Source organism: Inquilinus sp. Marseille-Q2685 (assembly GCF_916619195.1).
GTDB lineage: Bacteria > Pseudomonadota > Alphaproteobacteria > DSM-16000 > Inquilinaceae > Inquilinus.
In genome coordinates this window covers 1,262,828-1,275,986 of record NZ_CAKAKL010000001.1, presented here as the reverse complement: position 1 = coordinate 1,275,986, position 13,159 = coordinate 1,262,828, and the positions used below count along the sequence as shown (strand labels likewise).

At 67.0% G+C, this 13,159-nt stretch carries 23 protein-coding genes; all 23 read left to right on the top strand.

Annotation, left to right across the window (positions count from 1 at the left end; all coding sequences use genetic code 11):
• The first annotated feature begins 16 nt into the window (after window positions 1–16).
• The 23 genes from fusA to rplO all read left to right on the top strand — a co-directional run bounded on the left by fusA (window position 17) and on the right by rplO (window position 13,153).
• A complete protein-coding gene (fusA, locus tag LG391_RS06035; protein WP_225767073.1) occupies window positions 17–2,092 on the top strand; it encodes an elongation factor G in 2,076 nt (691 codons plus the stop codon).
• Between the two features lie 29 nt (window positions 2,093–2,121).
• Entirely contained in the window at window positions 2,122–3,312 is a 1,191-nt protein-coding gene (gene tuf, locus LG391_RS06030; RefSeq protein WP_225767072.1) for an elongation factor Tu, read from the top strand.
• Window positions 3,313–3,652: 340 nt separating this feature from the next.
• Complete coding sequence (gene rpsJ, locus LG391_RS06025; protein ID WP_026873858.1) at window positions 3,653–3,961, top strand: 30S ribosomal protein S10; 309 nt, start codon at window positions 3,653–3,655, stop codon at window positions 3,959–3,961.
• 10 nt (window positions 3,962–3,971) lie between these two features.
• Window positions 3,972–4,730, top strand: a complete 759-nt coding sequence (gene rplC / locus LG391_RS06020) for a 50S ribosomal protein L3 (protein ID WP_225767071.1) — start codon at window positions 3,972–3,974, stop codon at window positions 4,728–4,730.
• Between the two features lie 3 nt (window positions 4,731–4,733).
• The gene (gene rplD / locus LG391_RS06015) at window positions 4,734–5,354 is read left to right on the top strand and encodes a 50S ribosomal protein L4 (RefSeq protein WP_225767070.1); all 621 of its coding nucleotides are present in this window, start codon (window positions 4,734–4,736) and stop codon (window positions 5,352–5,354) included.
• Window positions 5,351–5,677 (top strand): 50S ribosomal protein L23, encoded by a 327-nt coding sequence (locus tag LG391_RS06010; protein WP_052120541.1) that lies wholly within the window; start codon window positions 5,351–5,353, stop codon window positions 5,675–5,677. Before rplD ends, LG391_RS06010 begins: the two co-directional genes overlap by 4 nt.
• A gap of 4 nt (window positions 5,678–5,681) precedes the next feature.
• Window positions 5,682–6,506 (top strand): 50S ribosomal protein L2, encoded by an 825-nt coding sequence (rplB, locus tag LG391_RS06005; protein WP_225767069.1) that lies wholly within the window; start codon window positions 5,682–5,684, stop codon window positions 6,504–6,506.
• A gap of 12 nt (window positions 6,507–6,518) precedes the next feature.
• Window positions 6,519–6,797, top strand: a complete 279-nt coding sequence (rpsS, locus tag LG391_RS06000) for a 30S ribosomal protein S19 (protein ID WP_225767068.1) — start codon at window positions 6,519–6,521, stop codon at window positions 6,795–6,797.
• A 3-nt stretch (window positions 6,798–6,800) separates the two neighbouring features.
• Window positions 6,801–7,178 (top strand): 50S ribosomal protein L22, encoded by a 378-nt coding sequence (rplV, locus tag LG391_RS05995; RefSeq protein WP_034837015.1) that lies wholly within the window; start codon window positions 6,801–6,803, stop codon window positions 7,176–7,178.
• Window positions 7,178–7,936, top strand: coding sequence for a 30S ribosomal protein S3 (gene rpsC / locus LG391_RS05990; protein WP_225767067.1), 759 nt, complete (start codon window positions 7,178–7,180; stop codon window positions 7,934–7,936). The genes rplV and rpsC overlap by 1 nt, the downstream gene beginning before the upstream one ends.
• A 5-nt stretch (window positions 7,937–7,941) precedes the next feature.
• Window positions 7,942–8,361 carry a 50S ribosomal protein L16 gene (gene rplP, locus LG391_RS05985; protein WP_026873850.1) on the top strand — a complete coding sequence of 140 codons (420 nt, stop codon included), beginning with the start codon at window positions 7,942–7,944 and terminating at the stop codon, window positions 8,359–8,361.
• 2 nt (window positions 8,362–8,363) lie between these two features.
• Window positions 8,364–8,570, top strand: a complete 207-nt coding sequence (gene rpmC, locus LG391_RS05980; RefSeq protein WP_225767066.1) for a 50S ribosomal protein L29 — start codon at window positions 8,364–8,366, stop codon at window positions 8,568–8,570.
• Window positions 8,571–8,584: 14 nt separating this feature from the next.
• On the top strand, window positions 8,585–8,866 hold the full coding sequence (gene rpsQ / locus LG391_RS05975) for a 30S ribosomal protein S17 (protein WP_034837000.1): 282 nt from the start codon (window positions 8,585–8,587) through the stop codon (window positions 8,864–8,866).
• A 3-nt stretch (window positions 8,867–8,869) separates the two neighbouring features.
• Window positions 8,870–9,238 (top strand): 50S ribosomal protein L14, encoded by a 369-nt coding sequence (rplN, locus tag LG391_RS05970; RefSeq protein ID WP_026873847.1) that lies wholly within the window; start codon window positions 8,870–8,872, stop codon window positions 9,236–9,238.
• Entirely contained in the window at window positions 9,235–9,555 is a 321-nt protein-coding gene (rplX, locus tag LG391_RS05965; RefSeq protein WP_225767065.1) for a 50S ribosomal protein L24, read from the top strand. Before rplN ends, rplX begins: the two co-directional genes overlap by 4 nt.
• A gap of 8 nt (window positions 9,556–9,563) precedes the next feature.
• Window positions 9,564–10,103 (top strand): 50S ribosomal protein L5, encoded by a 540-nt coding sequence (gene rplE / locus LG391_RS05960; RefSeq protein ID WP_225767064.1) that lies wholly within the window; start codon window positions 9,564–9,566, stop codon window positions 10,101–10,103.
• 18 nt (window positions 10,104–10,121) lie between these two features.
• The gene (rpsN, locus tag LG391_RS05955) at window positions 10,122–10,427 is read left to right on the top strand and encodes a 30S ribosomal protein S14 (protein WP_225767063.1); all 306 of its coding nucleotides are present in this window, start codon (window positions 10,122–10,124) and stop codon (window positions 10,425–10,427) included.
• Window positions 10,428–10,439: 12 nt separating this feature from the next.
• Window positions 10,440–10,838 carry a 30S ribosomal protein S8 gene (gene rpsH, locus LG391_RS05950; protein WP_225767062.1) on the top strand — a complete coding sequence of 133 codons (399 nt, stop codon included), beginning with the start codon at window positions 10,440–10,442 and terminating at the stop codon, window positions 10,836–10,838.
• Between the two features lie 11 nt (window positions 10,839–10,849).
• Entirely contained in the window at window positions 10,850–11,383 is a 534-nt protein-coding gene (rplF, locus tag LG391_RS05945) for a 50S ribosomal protein L6 (RefSeq protein ID WP_225767061.1), read from the top strand.
• A gap of 11 nt (window positions 11,384–11,394) precedes the next feature.
• The gene (gene rplR / locus LG391_RS05940; protein WP_225767060.1) at window positions 11,395–11,760 is read left to right on the top strand and encodes a 50S ribosomal protein L18; all 366 of its coding nucleotides are present in this window, start codon (window positions 11,395–11,397) and stop codon (window positions 11,758–11,760) included.
• An 11-nt stretch (window positions 11,761–11,771) separates the two neighbouring features.
• Entirely contained in the window at window positions 11,772–12,377 is a 606-nt protein-coding gene (gene rpsE / locus LG391_RS05935) for a 30S ribosomal protein S5 (protein ID WP_225767059.1), read from the top strand.
• Window positions 12,370–12,561, top strand: coding sequence for a 50S ribosomal protein L30 (rpmD, locus tag LG391_RS05930; protein WP_225767058.1), 192 nt, complete (start codon window positions 12,370–12,372; stop codon window positions 12,559–12,561). The genes rpsE and rpmD overlap by 8 nt, the downstream gene beginning before the upstream one ends.
• A gap of 76 nt (window positions 12,562–12,637) precedes the next feature.
• Window positions 12,638–13,153, top strand: a complete 516-nt coding sequence (gene rplO, locus LG391_RS05925; protein ID WP_225767057.1) for a 50S ribosomal protein L15 — start codon at window positions 12,638–12,640, stop codon at window positions 13,151–13,153.
• Window positions 13,154–13,159: the final 6 nt, after the last annotated feature.

Here is a 13,159-nt window from a genome sequence, read left to right as displayed (position 1 = left end):
GCCCGAGAGACCGATCATGCCGCGTAGCCACGCGATCGAGAAGTACCGCAACATCGGCATCATGGCGCACATCGATGCCGGTAAGACGACCACGACCGAGCGAATCCTGTACTACACCGGAAAGTCGTACAAGATCGGCGAGGTGCATGAAGGCACCGCGACGATGGACTGGATGGAGCAGGAGCAGGAGCGCGGCATCACCATCACTTCGGCTGCCACGACCGCGTTCTGGCGCGACTACCGCATCAACATCATCGACACGCCCGGCCACGTCGACTTCACCATCGAGGTGGAGCGCAGCCTGCGCGTGCTCGATGGCGCGGTGACGGTGTTCGACTCGGTCGCCGGCGTTGAGCCGCAGTCAGAGACCGTCTGGCGCCAGGCCGACAAGTACCACGTGCCGCGGATCTGCTTCGTCAACAAGATGGACCGGATCGGCGCCAACTTCTATCGCTGCGTCGACATGATCAAGGACCGGCTGGGCGCGACCCCGCTGGTGCTGAACATGCCGATCGGCATCGAGAGCGACTACGCCGGCATCGTCGACCTGGTGGAGAACCGGGCGGTGATCTGGGAGGACGACAGCCTCGGCGCCAAGTTCCACTTCGAGGACATCCCGGCCGACCTGAAGGACCGGGCGGCCGAGCTGCGCCAGATCCTGATCGACACTGCGGTCGAGCAGGACGACGCGGTGATGGAGGCCTATCTCGAGGGCAACGAGCCGACGCCGGAGCAGCTGCGCGCCTGCATCCGCAAGGGCACGCTGTCGTTCAAGTTCGTGCCGGTGCTCTGCGGCTCCGCCTTCAAGAACAAGGGCGTGCAGACCCTGCTCGACGCCGTGGTCGACTTCCTGCCGTCGCCGCTCGACGTCGCCGAGGTCCAGGGCCACAAGGTCGATTCGGACGAGGTCGACACCCGGCCGACCAATGACGAGGCGCCGTTCTCGGCGCTCGCCTTCAAGATCATGACCGACCCGTTCGTCGGCTCGCTGACCTTCGCCCGCATCTATTCGGGCACGCTCCTGGCCGGCTCCTACGTCCAGAACTCGGTCAAGAACCAGAAGGAGCGGGTGGGCCGCATGCTGCTGATGCATGCGAACAACCGCGAGGAGATCAAGGAAGCCAGCGCCGGCGACATCGTCGCGCTGGTCGGCCTGAAGTCGACCACCACCGGCGATACGCTGTGCGACCCGGCCAAGCCGATCGTGCTCGAGCGCATGGAGTTCCCGGAGCCGGTCATCGAGGTCGCGGTCGAGCCGAAGTCGAAGGCCGACCAGGAGAAGATGTCGACCGCGCTGCAGCGCCTGGCGCAGGAGGACCCGTCCTTCCGCGTCGCCGTCGACGCCGAGAGCGGCCAGACCGTGATCAAGGGGATGGGCGAGCTCCATCTCGAGATCCTGGTCGACCGCATGAAGCGCGAGTTCAAGGTCGACGCCAATGTCGGCGCGCCGCAGGTCGCGTATCGCGAGACGATCACGCAGAAGGCCGAGATCGACTACACGCACAAGAAGCAGACCGGCGGTTCGGGCCAGTTCGCCCGCGTCAAGCTGACCTTCGAGCCGCTGCCGGCGGGCTCGGGCTATCAGTTCGAGAGCGCCATCATCGGCGGCTCGGTGCCGAAGGAATACATCCCCGGCGTCGAAAAGGGCCTGAACTCGGCCAAGGACACCGGCGTGATCGCCGGCTTCCCGGTGATCGACTTCAAGGCCACCCTGACGGACGGCGCCTTCCACGACGTCGACTCCTCGGTGCTGGCCTTCGAAATCGCCTCCCGCGCGGCGTTCCGCGAGGGCCTGCCGAAGGCCCGGCCGGCGCTGCTCGAGCCGATCATGAAGGTCGAGGTGGTGACGCCCGAGGACTACATGGGCGATGTCATCGGCGACCTGAACAGCCGGCGCGGCCAGATCCAGGGCATGGACAGCCGGGGCAACGCCCAGGTCATCTCCGCGATGGTGCCGCTGGCCAACATGTTCGGCTACGTCAACACCCTGCGGTCGATGAGCCAGGGCCGCGCCCAGTACACCATGCATTTCGATCACTACGAGCCTGTGCCCCAGGCGATCGCCGACGAAGTCCGCGCCAAGCTGGCTTGATGCGCGCGTAAGAAGAACGGAGAGAGAGAATGGCGAAGGCGAAGTTTGAGCGGACGAAGCCGCACTGCAACATCGGCACGATCGGTCACGTGGACCATGGTAAGACGTCGCTGACGGCGGCGATCACGAAGGTGCTGGCGGAGAAGGGCGGGGCGACGTTCACGGCGTACGACCAGATCGACAAGGCGCCGGAAGAGAAGGCGCGCGGGATCACGATCTCGACGGCGCATGTGGAGTACGAGACGGACAACCGTCACTACGCGCATGTGGACTGCCCGGGCCACGCGGACTACGTGAAGAACATGATCACGGGCGCGGCGCAGATGGACGGTGCGATCCTGGTGGTGTCGGCGGCCGATGGCCCGATGCCGCAGACGCGCGAGCACATCCTCTTGGCGCGGCAGGTGGGCGTTCCGGCGCTGGTGGTGTTCCTGAACAAGGTCGACATGGTCGACGATCCGGAGCTCCTGGAGCTGGTGGAGCTCGAGGTCCGGGAGCTGCTGTCGAGCTACGACTTCCCGGGGGACGACATTCCGATCGTGCCGGGCTCGGCGCTGGTGGCGCTGGAGGACGGCGACGCGAAGCTGGGGCGTGACGCGATCCTGGAGCTGATGAAGCAGGTGGACGCGTACATCCCGCAGCCGGAGCGTCCGAAGGACAAGCCGTTCCTGATGCCGATCGAGGACGTGTTCTCGATCTCGGGGCGCGGCACGGTGGTGACGGGTCGCGTGGAGCGCGGCGTGGTGAAGGTGGGCGAGGAAATCGAGATCGTCGGTCTGCGTCCGACGGTGAAGACGACCTGCACCGGCGTGGAGATGTTCCGCAAGCTGCTGGACCAGGGCGAGGCGGGCGACAACATCGGCGCGCTGCTGCGCGGCACCAAGCGTGAGGAGGTCGAGCGCGGCCAGGTTCTGGCGAAGCCCGGCTCGATCACGCCGCACACCGAGTTCAAGGCCGAGGCGTACATCCTGACGAAGGAAGAGGGCGGCCGTCACACGCCGTTCTTCACCAACTACCGGCCGCAGTTCTACTTCCGGACGACGGACGTGACCGGCGTGGTGGAGCTGCCGGAGGGCACCGAGATGGTGATGCCCGGCGACAACATCTCGATGACGGTCAAGCTGATCGCCCCGATCGCCATGGACGAAGGCCTGCGCTTCGCCATCCGCGAGGGCGGCCGCACCGTCGGCGCCGGCGTCGTCGCCTCCATCATCAAGTGATGATGGCGTGAAGGATCATGGGGCGGGGGCTTCGGCTCCCGGCTCGTGAAGGACCAAGGACCGTACCTCCGTGACCCGCCGAGAGGCGAAGCGGAAAGGGCGGCCCGGGATGAGAGGGGCGACGGGCCACGAGCCTTGAGCCCCGCGCATGGCGGGCCCGATCACGAAATCGTCACAACCCGGATTCCGGGCGTGACATTCGGGGCGGGCTCGGTTATGAAACGCGCCTCACCCGAGCCCCCTCGCGGCTTGGGTGAGTTTTTTTTTGGACTGTTCGCGATGTGGGGGCCGGAATGAGCCGGTTTTCCACCTCTCGGCAAGAACACTCGGATACAGAACGATGGACAGTCAGAACATCCGTATCCGCCTCAAGGCGTTCGATCATCGCGTACTCGACCAGTCGACCAGCGAGATCGTCAACACCGCGAAGCGGACCGGTGCTCGGGTGCGCGGGCCGATCCCGCTGCCGACGAACATCGAGCGCTACACCGTCAACCGCTCGCCGCATGTCGACAAGAAGTCGCGCGAGCAGTTCGAGATCCGCACCCACAAGCGTCTGCTCGACATCGTCGACCCGACGCCGCAGACCGTCGACGCTCTGATGAAGCTCGACCTCGCGGCCGGCGTCGACGTCGAGATCAAGCTCTGAGGCGGTGACGATGCGCTCCGGATTGATCGCCCAGAAGCTGGGCATGACACGAATTTTCGACGCCGAGGGCCAGCACGTCCCGGTCACGGTCCTCAAGCTCGATGGCGTCCAGGTCGTCGCGGTGAAGACCGAGGAGACCGACGGCTACACCGCGGTGCAGCTCGGTGCCGGCAAGGCCAAGGTCAAGAACGTCTCCAAGGCGGTTCGCGGCCACTACGCCAAGGCCCAGGTCGAGCCGAAGAAGAAGCTGGTCGAGTTCCGCGTCAGCGCCGATGCGCTGCTGGCCGTGGGTGACGAGCTGACCGCCGACCATTTCCTGGCCGGCCAGATCGTCGACGTCACCGGCACCTCGATCGGCAAGGGCTACGCCGGCGTCATGAAGCGCTGGAACTTCGGCGGCCTGCGCGCCTCGCACGGCGTGTCCGTCTCGCACCGATCGCATGGTTCGACCGGCCAGCGGCAGGACCCCGGCAAGGTGTTCAAGAACAAGAAGATGGCCGGCCATCTCGGTGATGAGCGGGTGACGGTGCAGAACCTCACCGTCGTCACCACTGATGTCGAGCGCGGCCTGATCATGGTCAAGGGTGCGGTCCCGGGCGCCGAGGGCGGCTGGGTGCTGATCCGCGACGCGGCCAAGCGGCCGGCGCCGAAGGACGTCCCGTTCCCGGGCGCGGTCCGCAAGGCTGCCGCTGCGGCGACCGAGGCGCCTGCTGCCGAGGCTCCGGCTGCTGACGCGCCCGCGGCCGACACCGCCGGCCAGGAGGGTTAAGCGATGAAGATCGCCGTCAAGACGTTCGACAACACCAGCGCCGGTGAGATCGACCTCGACGATTCCGTGTTCGGTCTCGAGGTGCGCACCGATCTGCTCTTCCGCATGGTGAACTGGCAGCTGGCCAAGCGCCGCTCCGGCAACCACAAGACCAAGGGCATCAGCGAGATCAGCGGCACGACCAAGAAGCCCTACAAGCAGAAGGGCACGGGTCACGCCCGCCAGGGCTCGATGCGGTCGCCGCAGTTCCGCGGCGGCGCCCGGATCTTCGGGCCAGTCGTCCGCAGCCATGCGCATGACCTGCCGAAGAAGGTCCGCAAGCTGGCCCTGCGCCACGCGCTGTCCTCCAAGGCGGCCGAAGGCAAGCTGGTGGTGGTCGATGCGGTCGTGGCCGACAGCCACAAGACCAAGGGCCTCGCCGCCAAGCTGTCCGCGCTGGGTCTCGACTCCGCGCTGATCCTGGCCGGCGAGCAGATCGACACCAACTTCGCGCTCGCCGCCCGGAACCTGCCGTTCATCGACGTGCTGCCCAGCCAGGGCGCCAACGTCTACGACATCCTGCGCCGTGACACCCTCGTGCTGTCGCGCCAGGCGGTCGAGCAGCTCGAGGCTCGCCTGAAATGATCCGCTCCCGCAAGAAGAAGGCCGACACGGCCGTCACCCCGCGGATGTACGACATCATCCGCGCGCCGGTGATCACCGAGAAGGCGACGCTGGCCGCCGGCCACAACCAGGTCGTGTTCAAGGTGCCGCTCGACGCCACCAAGCCCGAGATCCGCAGCGCGGTCGAGGGTGTGTTCGGCGTCAAGGTCACCGCGGTGAACACCCTGATCGCCAAGGGCAAGACCAAGCGCTTCCGGGGTCTCCCGGGCAAGCGCTCGGACGTGAAGAAGGCCGTCGTGACGCTCGCCGAAGGGCAGCAGATCGACGTGACCACGGGGGTTTGATCCGATGGCCTTGAAGACCTTCAATCCCATCACCCCGGGCCTGCGCCAGCTGGTCCAGGTGGATCGCTCCGACCTGTGGAAGGGCAAGCCGGTCAAGACCCTGACCGAAGGCCTGACCAAGAAGGGCGGTCGCAACAACACCGGCCGGATCACCGCCTACCATCAGGGCGGCGGTCACAAGCGCACCTACCGGATCATCGACTTCAAGCGCCGCAAGCTCGACGTCGTCGGCACGGTGGAGCGCCTGGAGTACGACCCGAACCGGACCGCCTTCATCGCCCTCGTGACCTACGAGGACGGCGAGCAGGCCTACATCCTGGCGCCGCAGCGCCTGGCCGCGGGCGACAAGGTCGTCGCCGGCGAGAAGGTGGACATCAAGCCGGGCAACGCCATGCCGCTGCGCAGCATGCCGGTCGGCACGATCGTCCACAATGTCGAGCTGAAGGTGGGCAAGGGCGGCCAGCTGGCCCGCTCCGCCGGCACCTACGCCCAGCTCGTCGGCCGCGACATGGGCTACGCCCAGCTGAAGCTGGCCTCGGGCGAGCTGCGCGTCGTGCGCGGCGAGTGCTTCGCCACGGTCGGCGCGGTCTCGAACCCGGACCAGTCGAACGTCTCGATCGGCAAGGCCGGCCGCAACCGCTGGCTCGGCAAGAAGCCGGTCACCCGCGGCGTCGCCATGAACCCGGTCGACCACCCGCATGGTGGTGGTGAGGGCCGGACCTCGGGTGGCCGTCATCCGGTCACCCCGTGGGGCAAGCCGACAAAGGGCCGCAAGACCCGCAGCAACAAGGCGACGGATAAGCTCATTATCCGCCGTCGCAAGAAGTAAGGGAGAGCGACGGTGGCACGCTCCGTTTGGAAGGGCCCGTTCGTCGACGGCTATCTGCTGAAGAAGGCGGACAAGTCGCGCGCGTCGGGCCGGAACGAGATCATCAAGATCTGGTCGCGTCGCTCGACCATCCTGCCGCAGTTCGTCGGCCTGACCTTCGGTGTCTACAACGGGCAGAAGTTCCTGCCGGTCGTGGTCAACGAGAACATGGTCGGCCACAAGTTCGGCGAGTTCTCGCCGACGCGGACCTACTACGGTCACGCGTCGGACAAGAAGGCGAAGAGGAAGTAAGCGATGGGACAGGAGAAGAACCCCCCTCGCCTTGCGGAGAACGAGGCGCGCGCGTTCGCCAAGACGCTGCGCACCAGCCCCCGCAAGCTGAACCTCGTCGCCCAGTCGATCCGCGGCAAGGACGCGGCCAAGGCGCTGGCCGAGCTCACCTTCTCCCGCCGTCGCATCGCCGACGATGTGAAGAAGGTGCTGCAGTCGGCGATCGCCAATGCCGAGAACAATCATCAGCTGGACGTCGACAGGCTCTACGTGGCCGAGGCCTATGTCGGGCGGCAGATCGTCATGAAGCGGTTCCACGCCCGCGCCCGCGGCCGTGCGTCCCGCATCGAGAAGCTCTGGTCGAACCTGACGGTCATCGTCCGGGAGCGGGAGACGGCGTAATGGGTCAGAAAGTCAATCCGATCGGCCTTCGGGTCGGCATCAACCGGACCTGGGATTCGCGCTGGTTCGCGACCAAGGACTACGCCGGCCTGCTGCATGCCGACCTGAAGATCCGCGAGTTCCTCGAGAAGCGCTTGGCCCAGGCGGGCATCAGCCGCATCGTCATCGAGCGGCCGGCGAAGAAGGCGCGCGTCACGGTCTACACCGCCCGTCCGGGCGTGGTGATCGGCAAGAAGGGCGCCGACATCGAGAAGCTTCGCCAGGAGCTGGCGAAGATGGCCGGCAGCGAGGTCAGCCTGAACATCGTCGAGATCCGCAAGCCGGAGATCGACGCCAAGCTGGTCGCCGAGAACATCGCCAGCCAGCTGGAGCGCCGCGTCGCGTTCCGCCGCGCCATGAAGCGCGCGGTGCAGAACGCGATGCGCCTGGGCGCCCAGGGCATCCGCATCAACTGCGGCGGCCGCCTCGGCGGCGCCGAGATCGCGCGCACCGAGTGGTACCGCGAGGGCCGCGTGCCCCTGCACACGCTGCGCGCCGATGTCGACTACGGCACGGCGACGGCGAAGACCACCTACGGCACCTGCGGCGTCAAGGTCTGGGTGTTCAAGGGCGAGATCCTCGCCCATGACCCGATGGCCCAGGACAAGCGGGCGGCCGAGGCGGCCACCGGCCCGTCTTCGGCCCGGCCGGAGCGTGGCGAGCGTCGTGACGACCGTCGTGGCCGCGATCGCGATCGCGACTCGCGCCGGGAGGGCTGAGGATCATGCTGAGTCCCAAGCGCACCAAGTACCGTAAGCAGCACAAGGGCCGGATCCATGGCGTCGCCAAGGGCGGCACCACGCTGAACTTCGGCGCCTACGGCCTGAAGGCCCAGGAGCCGGCCCGCCTGACGGCGCGGCAGATCGAGGCGGCCCGCCGCGCGATCACCCGCCACATCAAGCGTCAGGGCCGCGTCTGGATCCGCATCTTCCCGGACGTGCCGGTCTCGACCAAGCCCGCCGAGGTCCGCATGGGCTCGGGCAAGGGCTCGCCCGAGTTCTGGGCGGCCAAGGTGAAGCCCGGCCGCGTCATGTTCGAGCTCGACGGCGTGCCCGGCGACCTGGCGAAGGAAGCCTTCGCGCTTGCCGCCGCCAAGCTGCCGATCGCCTGCAAGTTCATTGCCCGCCTTGGAGAGGAGGTCTGACCATGGATATCGAAGACGTCCGCGCCAAGACGCCGGACCAGCTGAAGGACGATCTGCTGGCGCTGAAGAAGGAGCAGTTCAACCTGCGCTTCCAGGCGGCCTCGGGGCAGCTCGAGAACACGGCGCGGGTCCGCGTCGTGCGCCGCGACATCGCGCGCATCAAGACCGTCATGGGCGAACGCGGCAAGTCTGCCGCGTCCGCCAAGTAAGAGGATAGTGAGCCATGCCGCGGCGCGTGCTCATCGGGACGGTTGTGTCCGACAAGACTGACAAGACCGTCACGGTCCTCGTCGAACGCAACCTGATGCACCCGGTCTACAAGAAGTTCATCAAGCGGACCAAGCGGTACCTCGCCCATGACGAGGCCAACGCTTGCAAGGTCGGCGACCGCGTCTCGATCATCGAGACCCGCCCGATCAGCAAGCGGAAGTCCTGGCTCGTCCTGTCCGAGTCCGAGGCCAGCGCCCTGGGCGTGTCGGCCGACCCCGCTGTTTCGGGAGCGTAAACCATGATTCAGATGCAGACGAACCTGGACGTCGCCGACAATTCCGGCGCCCGTCGGGTGATGTGCATCAAGGTGCTGGGCGGTTCCCACCGCCGGACCGCCACTGTCGGCGACGTCATCGTCGTGTCGATCAAGGAGGCGATTCCGCGGGGCCGCGTGAAGAAGGGTGACGTGCACCGCGCCGTCATCGTTCGGACCGCCAAGGAACTGCGCCGCCCGGATGGCTCGACGATCAAGTTCGACCGCAACGCGGCCGTGCTGATCAACAAGCAGGGCGAGCCGGTCGGCACCCGCATCTTCGGGCCCGTGACGCGCGAGCTGCGGGCCAAGAAGTTCATGAAGATCATCTCGCTCGCTCCCGAGGTGCTGTGATGGCTGCGAAGATCAAGAAGGGCGACCAGGTCGTCGTCCTCGCCGGCCGTGACAAGGGCAAGAAGGGCGAGGTCATCGAGGTTCGTCCGGCCGACGATCGTGTCGTCGTCCGCGGCGTGAACATCGTGAAGCGCCACACCCGCCAGTCCGCGAAGACGCAGGGCGGGATCGTGGAGCAGGAGGCTGCGCTGCACGTCTCGAACGTGGCGCATGTCGACCCGAAGAGCGGCCAGCCGACCCGCGTCGGCTTCAAGACGCTCGAGGACGGCCGCAAGGTCCGGGTCGCCAAGGCCTCCGGCGAAGTGATTGATCGGTGAGGATGGCCATGCCCCGTCTCAAGGACCATTACGACAAGGTCGTCCGGCCGAAGCTGAAGCAGGACTTCGCCTACAAGAACGACCTGCAGGTGCCCCGGATCGAGAAGATCGTCATCAACATGGGTGTCGGCGACGCCGTTGCCGACAGCAAGAAGATCCAGGCGGCCGTGTCCGAGCTGACCGCGATCTCCGGCCAGAAGCCGGTGACGACCAAGGCCCGGAAGTCGATCGCGACCTTCAAGCTGCGTGAAGGCATGTCGATCGGCACCAAGGTGACTCTGCGCCGCGACCGGATGTACGAGTTCCTCGACCGTCTGGTGAACATCGCCCTGCCGCGCGTCCGCGACTTCCGCGGGCTGTCGCCGAAGGCGTTCGACGGCCGGGGCAACTATGCCCTCGGCATCAAGGAGCAGATCGTGTTCCCCGAGATCGACTACGACAAGATCGAGACGGTCCGGGGAATGGACATCGTTATCGTGACGACCGCGAAGACCGACGACGAGGCGCGTGCGCTCCTCAAGGGCTTCGATTTCCCGTTCGTCAGCTGAACGAGCAAGGATTAGATCATGGCCAAGAAGAGCTCGGTCGAGAAGAACAAGCGCCGCGAGAAGCTGGCGAAGGCGTTCGCCGGCCGCCGCGAGCGCCTGAAGGCGGTCGCCAACGACCAAAGCCTGCCGATGGAAGACCGTTTCGCCGCCCGCCTGAAGCTGGCGGAGCTGCCGCGGAACTCCTCCCCGGTGCGCATCCACAACCGGTGCGAGCTGACCGGTCGTCCGAAGGCGTTCTACCGCCGCTTCAAGCTGAGCCGTATCGCGCTGCGTGAGCTGGCCTCGCGCGGGCAGATCCCCGGCATGGTCAAGTCGAGCTGGTAAGGAGTACGGACCATGTCGCTGAGTGATCCGTTGGGCGATCTGCTCACCCGCATCCGCAATGGCCAGCGGTCCGGCAAGTCCGTGATCGAGACGCCGGCGTCGAAGCTGCGGGCCAATGTCCTCGACGTGCTGAAGCGCGAAGGCTACATCCGCGGCTACGAGACCCACGAGGTCCAGCCCGGCATCGCGCAGATCAAGGTCGAGCTGAAATATGCCGAGGGCCAGCCGGCCATCAAGCGCATCGACCGCGTGTCGAAGCCGGGCCGCCGCGTCTACTCCGGCATCAAGGACCTGCCGAAGGTGTACAACGGGCTGGGCATCTCCATCCTGTCGACGCCGCGCGGCGTGATGTCCGATGTCGAGGCCCGCGCCGCCAATGTCGGCGGCGAGATCCTCGCCCGCGTGTTCTGAGGAGACCGGCGATGTCACGAATCGGCAAGCACGCGGTCAAGGTCCCGGCGGGGGTCCAGGCCGCCGTCCAGGGCCAGGACGTCTCGGTCAAGGGCAAGCTCGGCCAGCTCAAGCTCGTCGTCAACGACGAGATCAAGGTCACGATGGAAGACGGCGCGATCAAGGTCGAGCCGAAGAGCCAGTCGCGCCTGGCGCAGACCATGTGGGCCACCAGCCGCACCCTGATCAACAACATGGTCGTGGGTGTCAGCGAGGGCTTCACCACCAACCTCGAGATCAACGGCGTCGGTTACCGCGCCGCGGTCCAGGGGAAGGAGCTGGTGCTGACCCTCGGCTTCAGCCATGAGGTGCGCTATCCGATCCCCGAGGGGATCGCGATCAAGTGCGAGAAGCCGACCTCGATCTCGATCACCGGCTTCGACAAGCAGCGCGTTGGCCAGGTCGCCGCGGAGATCCGCGGGTACAAGAAGCCCGAGCCGTTCAAGGGCAAGGGCATCAAGTACGAGACCGAGACCATCCTGCGCAAAGAAGGCAAGAAGAAGTAAGGACGGCCGGGATGACCACCAAGACCAACGAGCTGCGCGAGCGCCGCAAGGGGCGTCTCCGCCACAAGCTGAGCCAGGCCCGCTATGGCCGGGTTCGCCTGTCCGTGTTCCGGTCCTCCAAGCAGATCTACGCCCAGGTCATCGACGACCAGGCCGGCAAGACCCTTGCCGCCGCCTCGTCGATCGAGAAGGACCTGCGCGGGTCGCTGAAGACCGGCGCCACCATCGAGGCCGCCGCCGCGGTCGGCAAGCTCCTGGCGGAGCGCGCCAAGGCCGCCGGGGTCGACAAGGTCGTGTTCGATCGTGGGCACTACCTGTATCACGGCCGGGTCAAGGCCCTAGCCGATGCCGCCCGTGAGGGCGGCCTGGACTTCTGAGGAGGACGCGCATGGCACGCGAAAGCAGAGACACGCGCGGTCCGCGGGATCGTGGCGACAAGCGCCCGAGCGAGCGCGAGGCGGGTGAGGAGCTGATCGAGAAGCTCGTCTCCATCAACCGCGTCGCGAAGGTGGTGAAGGGCGGGCGGCGCTTCGGCTTCGCCGCGCTGGTCGTGACCGGCGACGGCCGCGGCCGGGTCGGCTACGGCTCGGGCAAGGCCCGCGAGGTGCCGGAGGCGATCCGCAAGGCGACCGAGCAGGCGAAGCGCAGCATGATCCGCGTTCCGCTGCGCGAGGGCCGGACGCTGCATCATGACATCCTGGGTCACTTCGGCGCCGGCAAGGTCCAGCTCCGCAGCGCCACCCAGGGCACCGGCATCATCGCCGGCGGTCCGATGCGCGCGATCTTCGAGGCGCTGGGCGTCCAGGACGTCGTCGCCAAGTCGATCGGCACGTCGAACCCGCACAACATGATCAAGGCGACCTTCGAGGCGCTGCGGACGATCGAGGGCCCGCGGGCCGTCGCCGCCCGGCGCGGCAAGCGCGTCGCCGACATCATCGGCACCCCGGGCAAGCGCGAGGGTGGCGTCGAGGTGGTGGAGGCCGCGAATGGCTGAGAAGGCGACCGTGATCGTCACCCAGATCGGCAGCCCGATCGGCCGTCGCGAGGATCAGCGCCAGACGCTGATCGGCCTCGGCCTCAACAAGCTGCATCGCACGCGCGAGCTGGAGGACACTCCGGCGGTGCGCGGGATGATCGAGAAGGTCAAGCACCTGGTGCGGGTCGAGCAGGCGGGCTGAGGCCCGCCGCTCACGGCTTAGATGTCACGAGCGGCGCCGGTCCCTCCGAGGGACCGGGATCGCTCTAGGAGCGAACATGACGAAACTCAACGATCTCCGCGACAATGCGGGCGCGCGCAAGTCGCGCATCCGCGTCGGCCGCGGCATCGGCTCCGGCAAGGGCAAGACCGGCGGCCGTGGTGTGAAGGGACAGAAGAGCCGTACCGGCGTCGCCCTCAAGGGCTTCGAGGGCGGCCAGATGCCGATCTACATGCGGCTGCCGAAGCGGGGCTTCAACAACAAGAAGTTCCGGTCGAACTACGCCGTGGTCAATCTCGGCCGCCTGCAGAAGGCGATCGAGGCCGGGCGCATCGACGCGGCCAAGCCGGTCGACGCCGAGGCGCTGGTCGCCGGCGGCCTGATCGCCAAGTCGCTGGACGGCGTCCGGCTGCTGGCCAAGGGCGAACTCTCGGCCAAGGTCACCCTGCACGTCCACAGCGCCTCGGCGGCTGCGGTCGCGGCGGTGGAGAAGGCCGGCGGCTCGGTGGTCCAGACCAGCCCGGCCCCGGCCGAGGCTGTCGACAGTGACGCAGGGGCGTCGTCCCAGGCTTAACGCCGC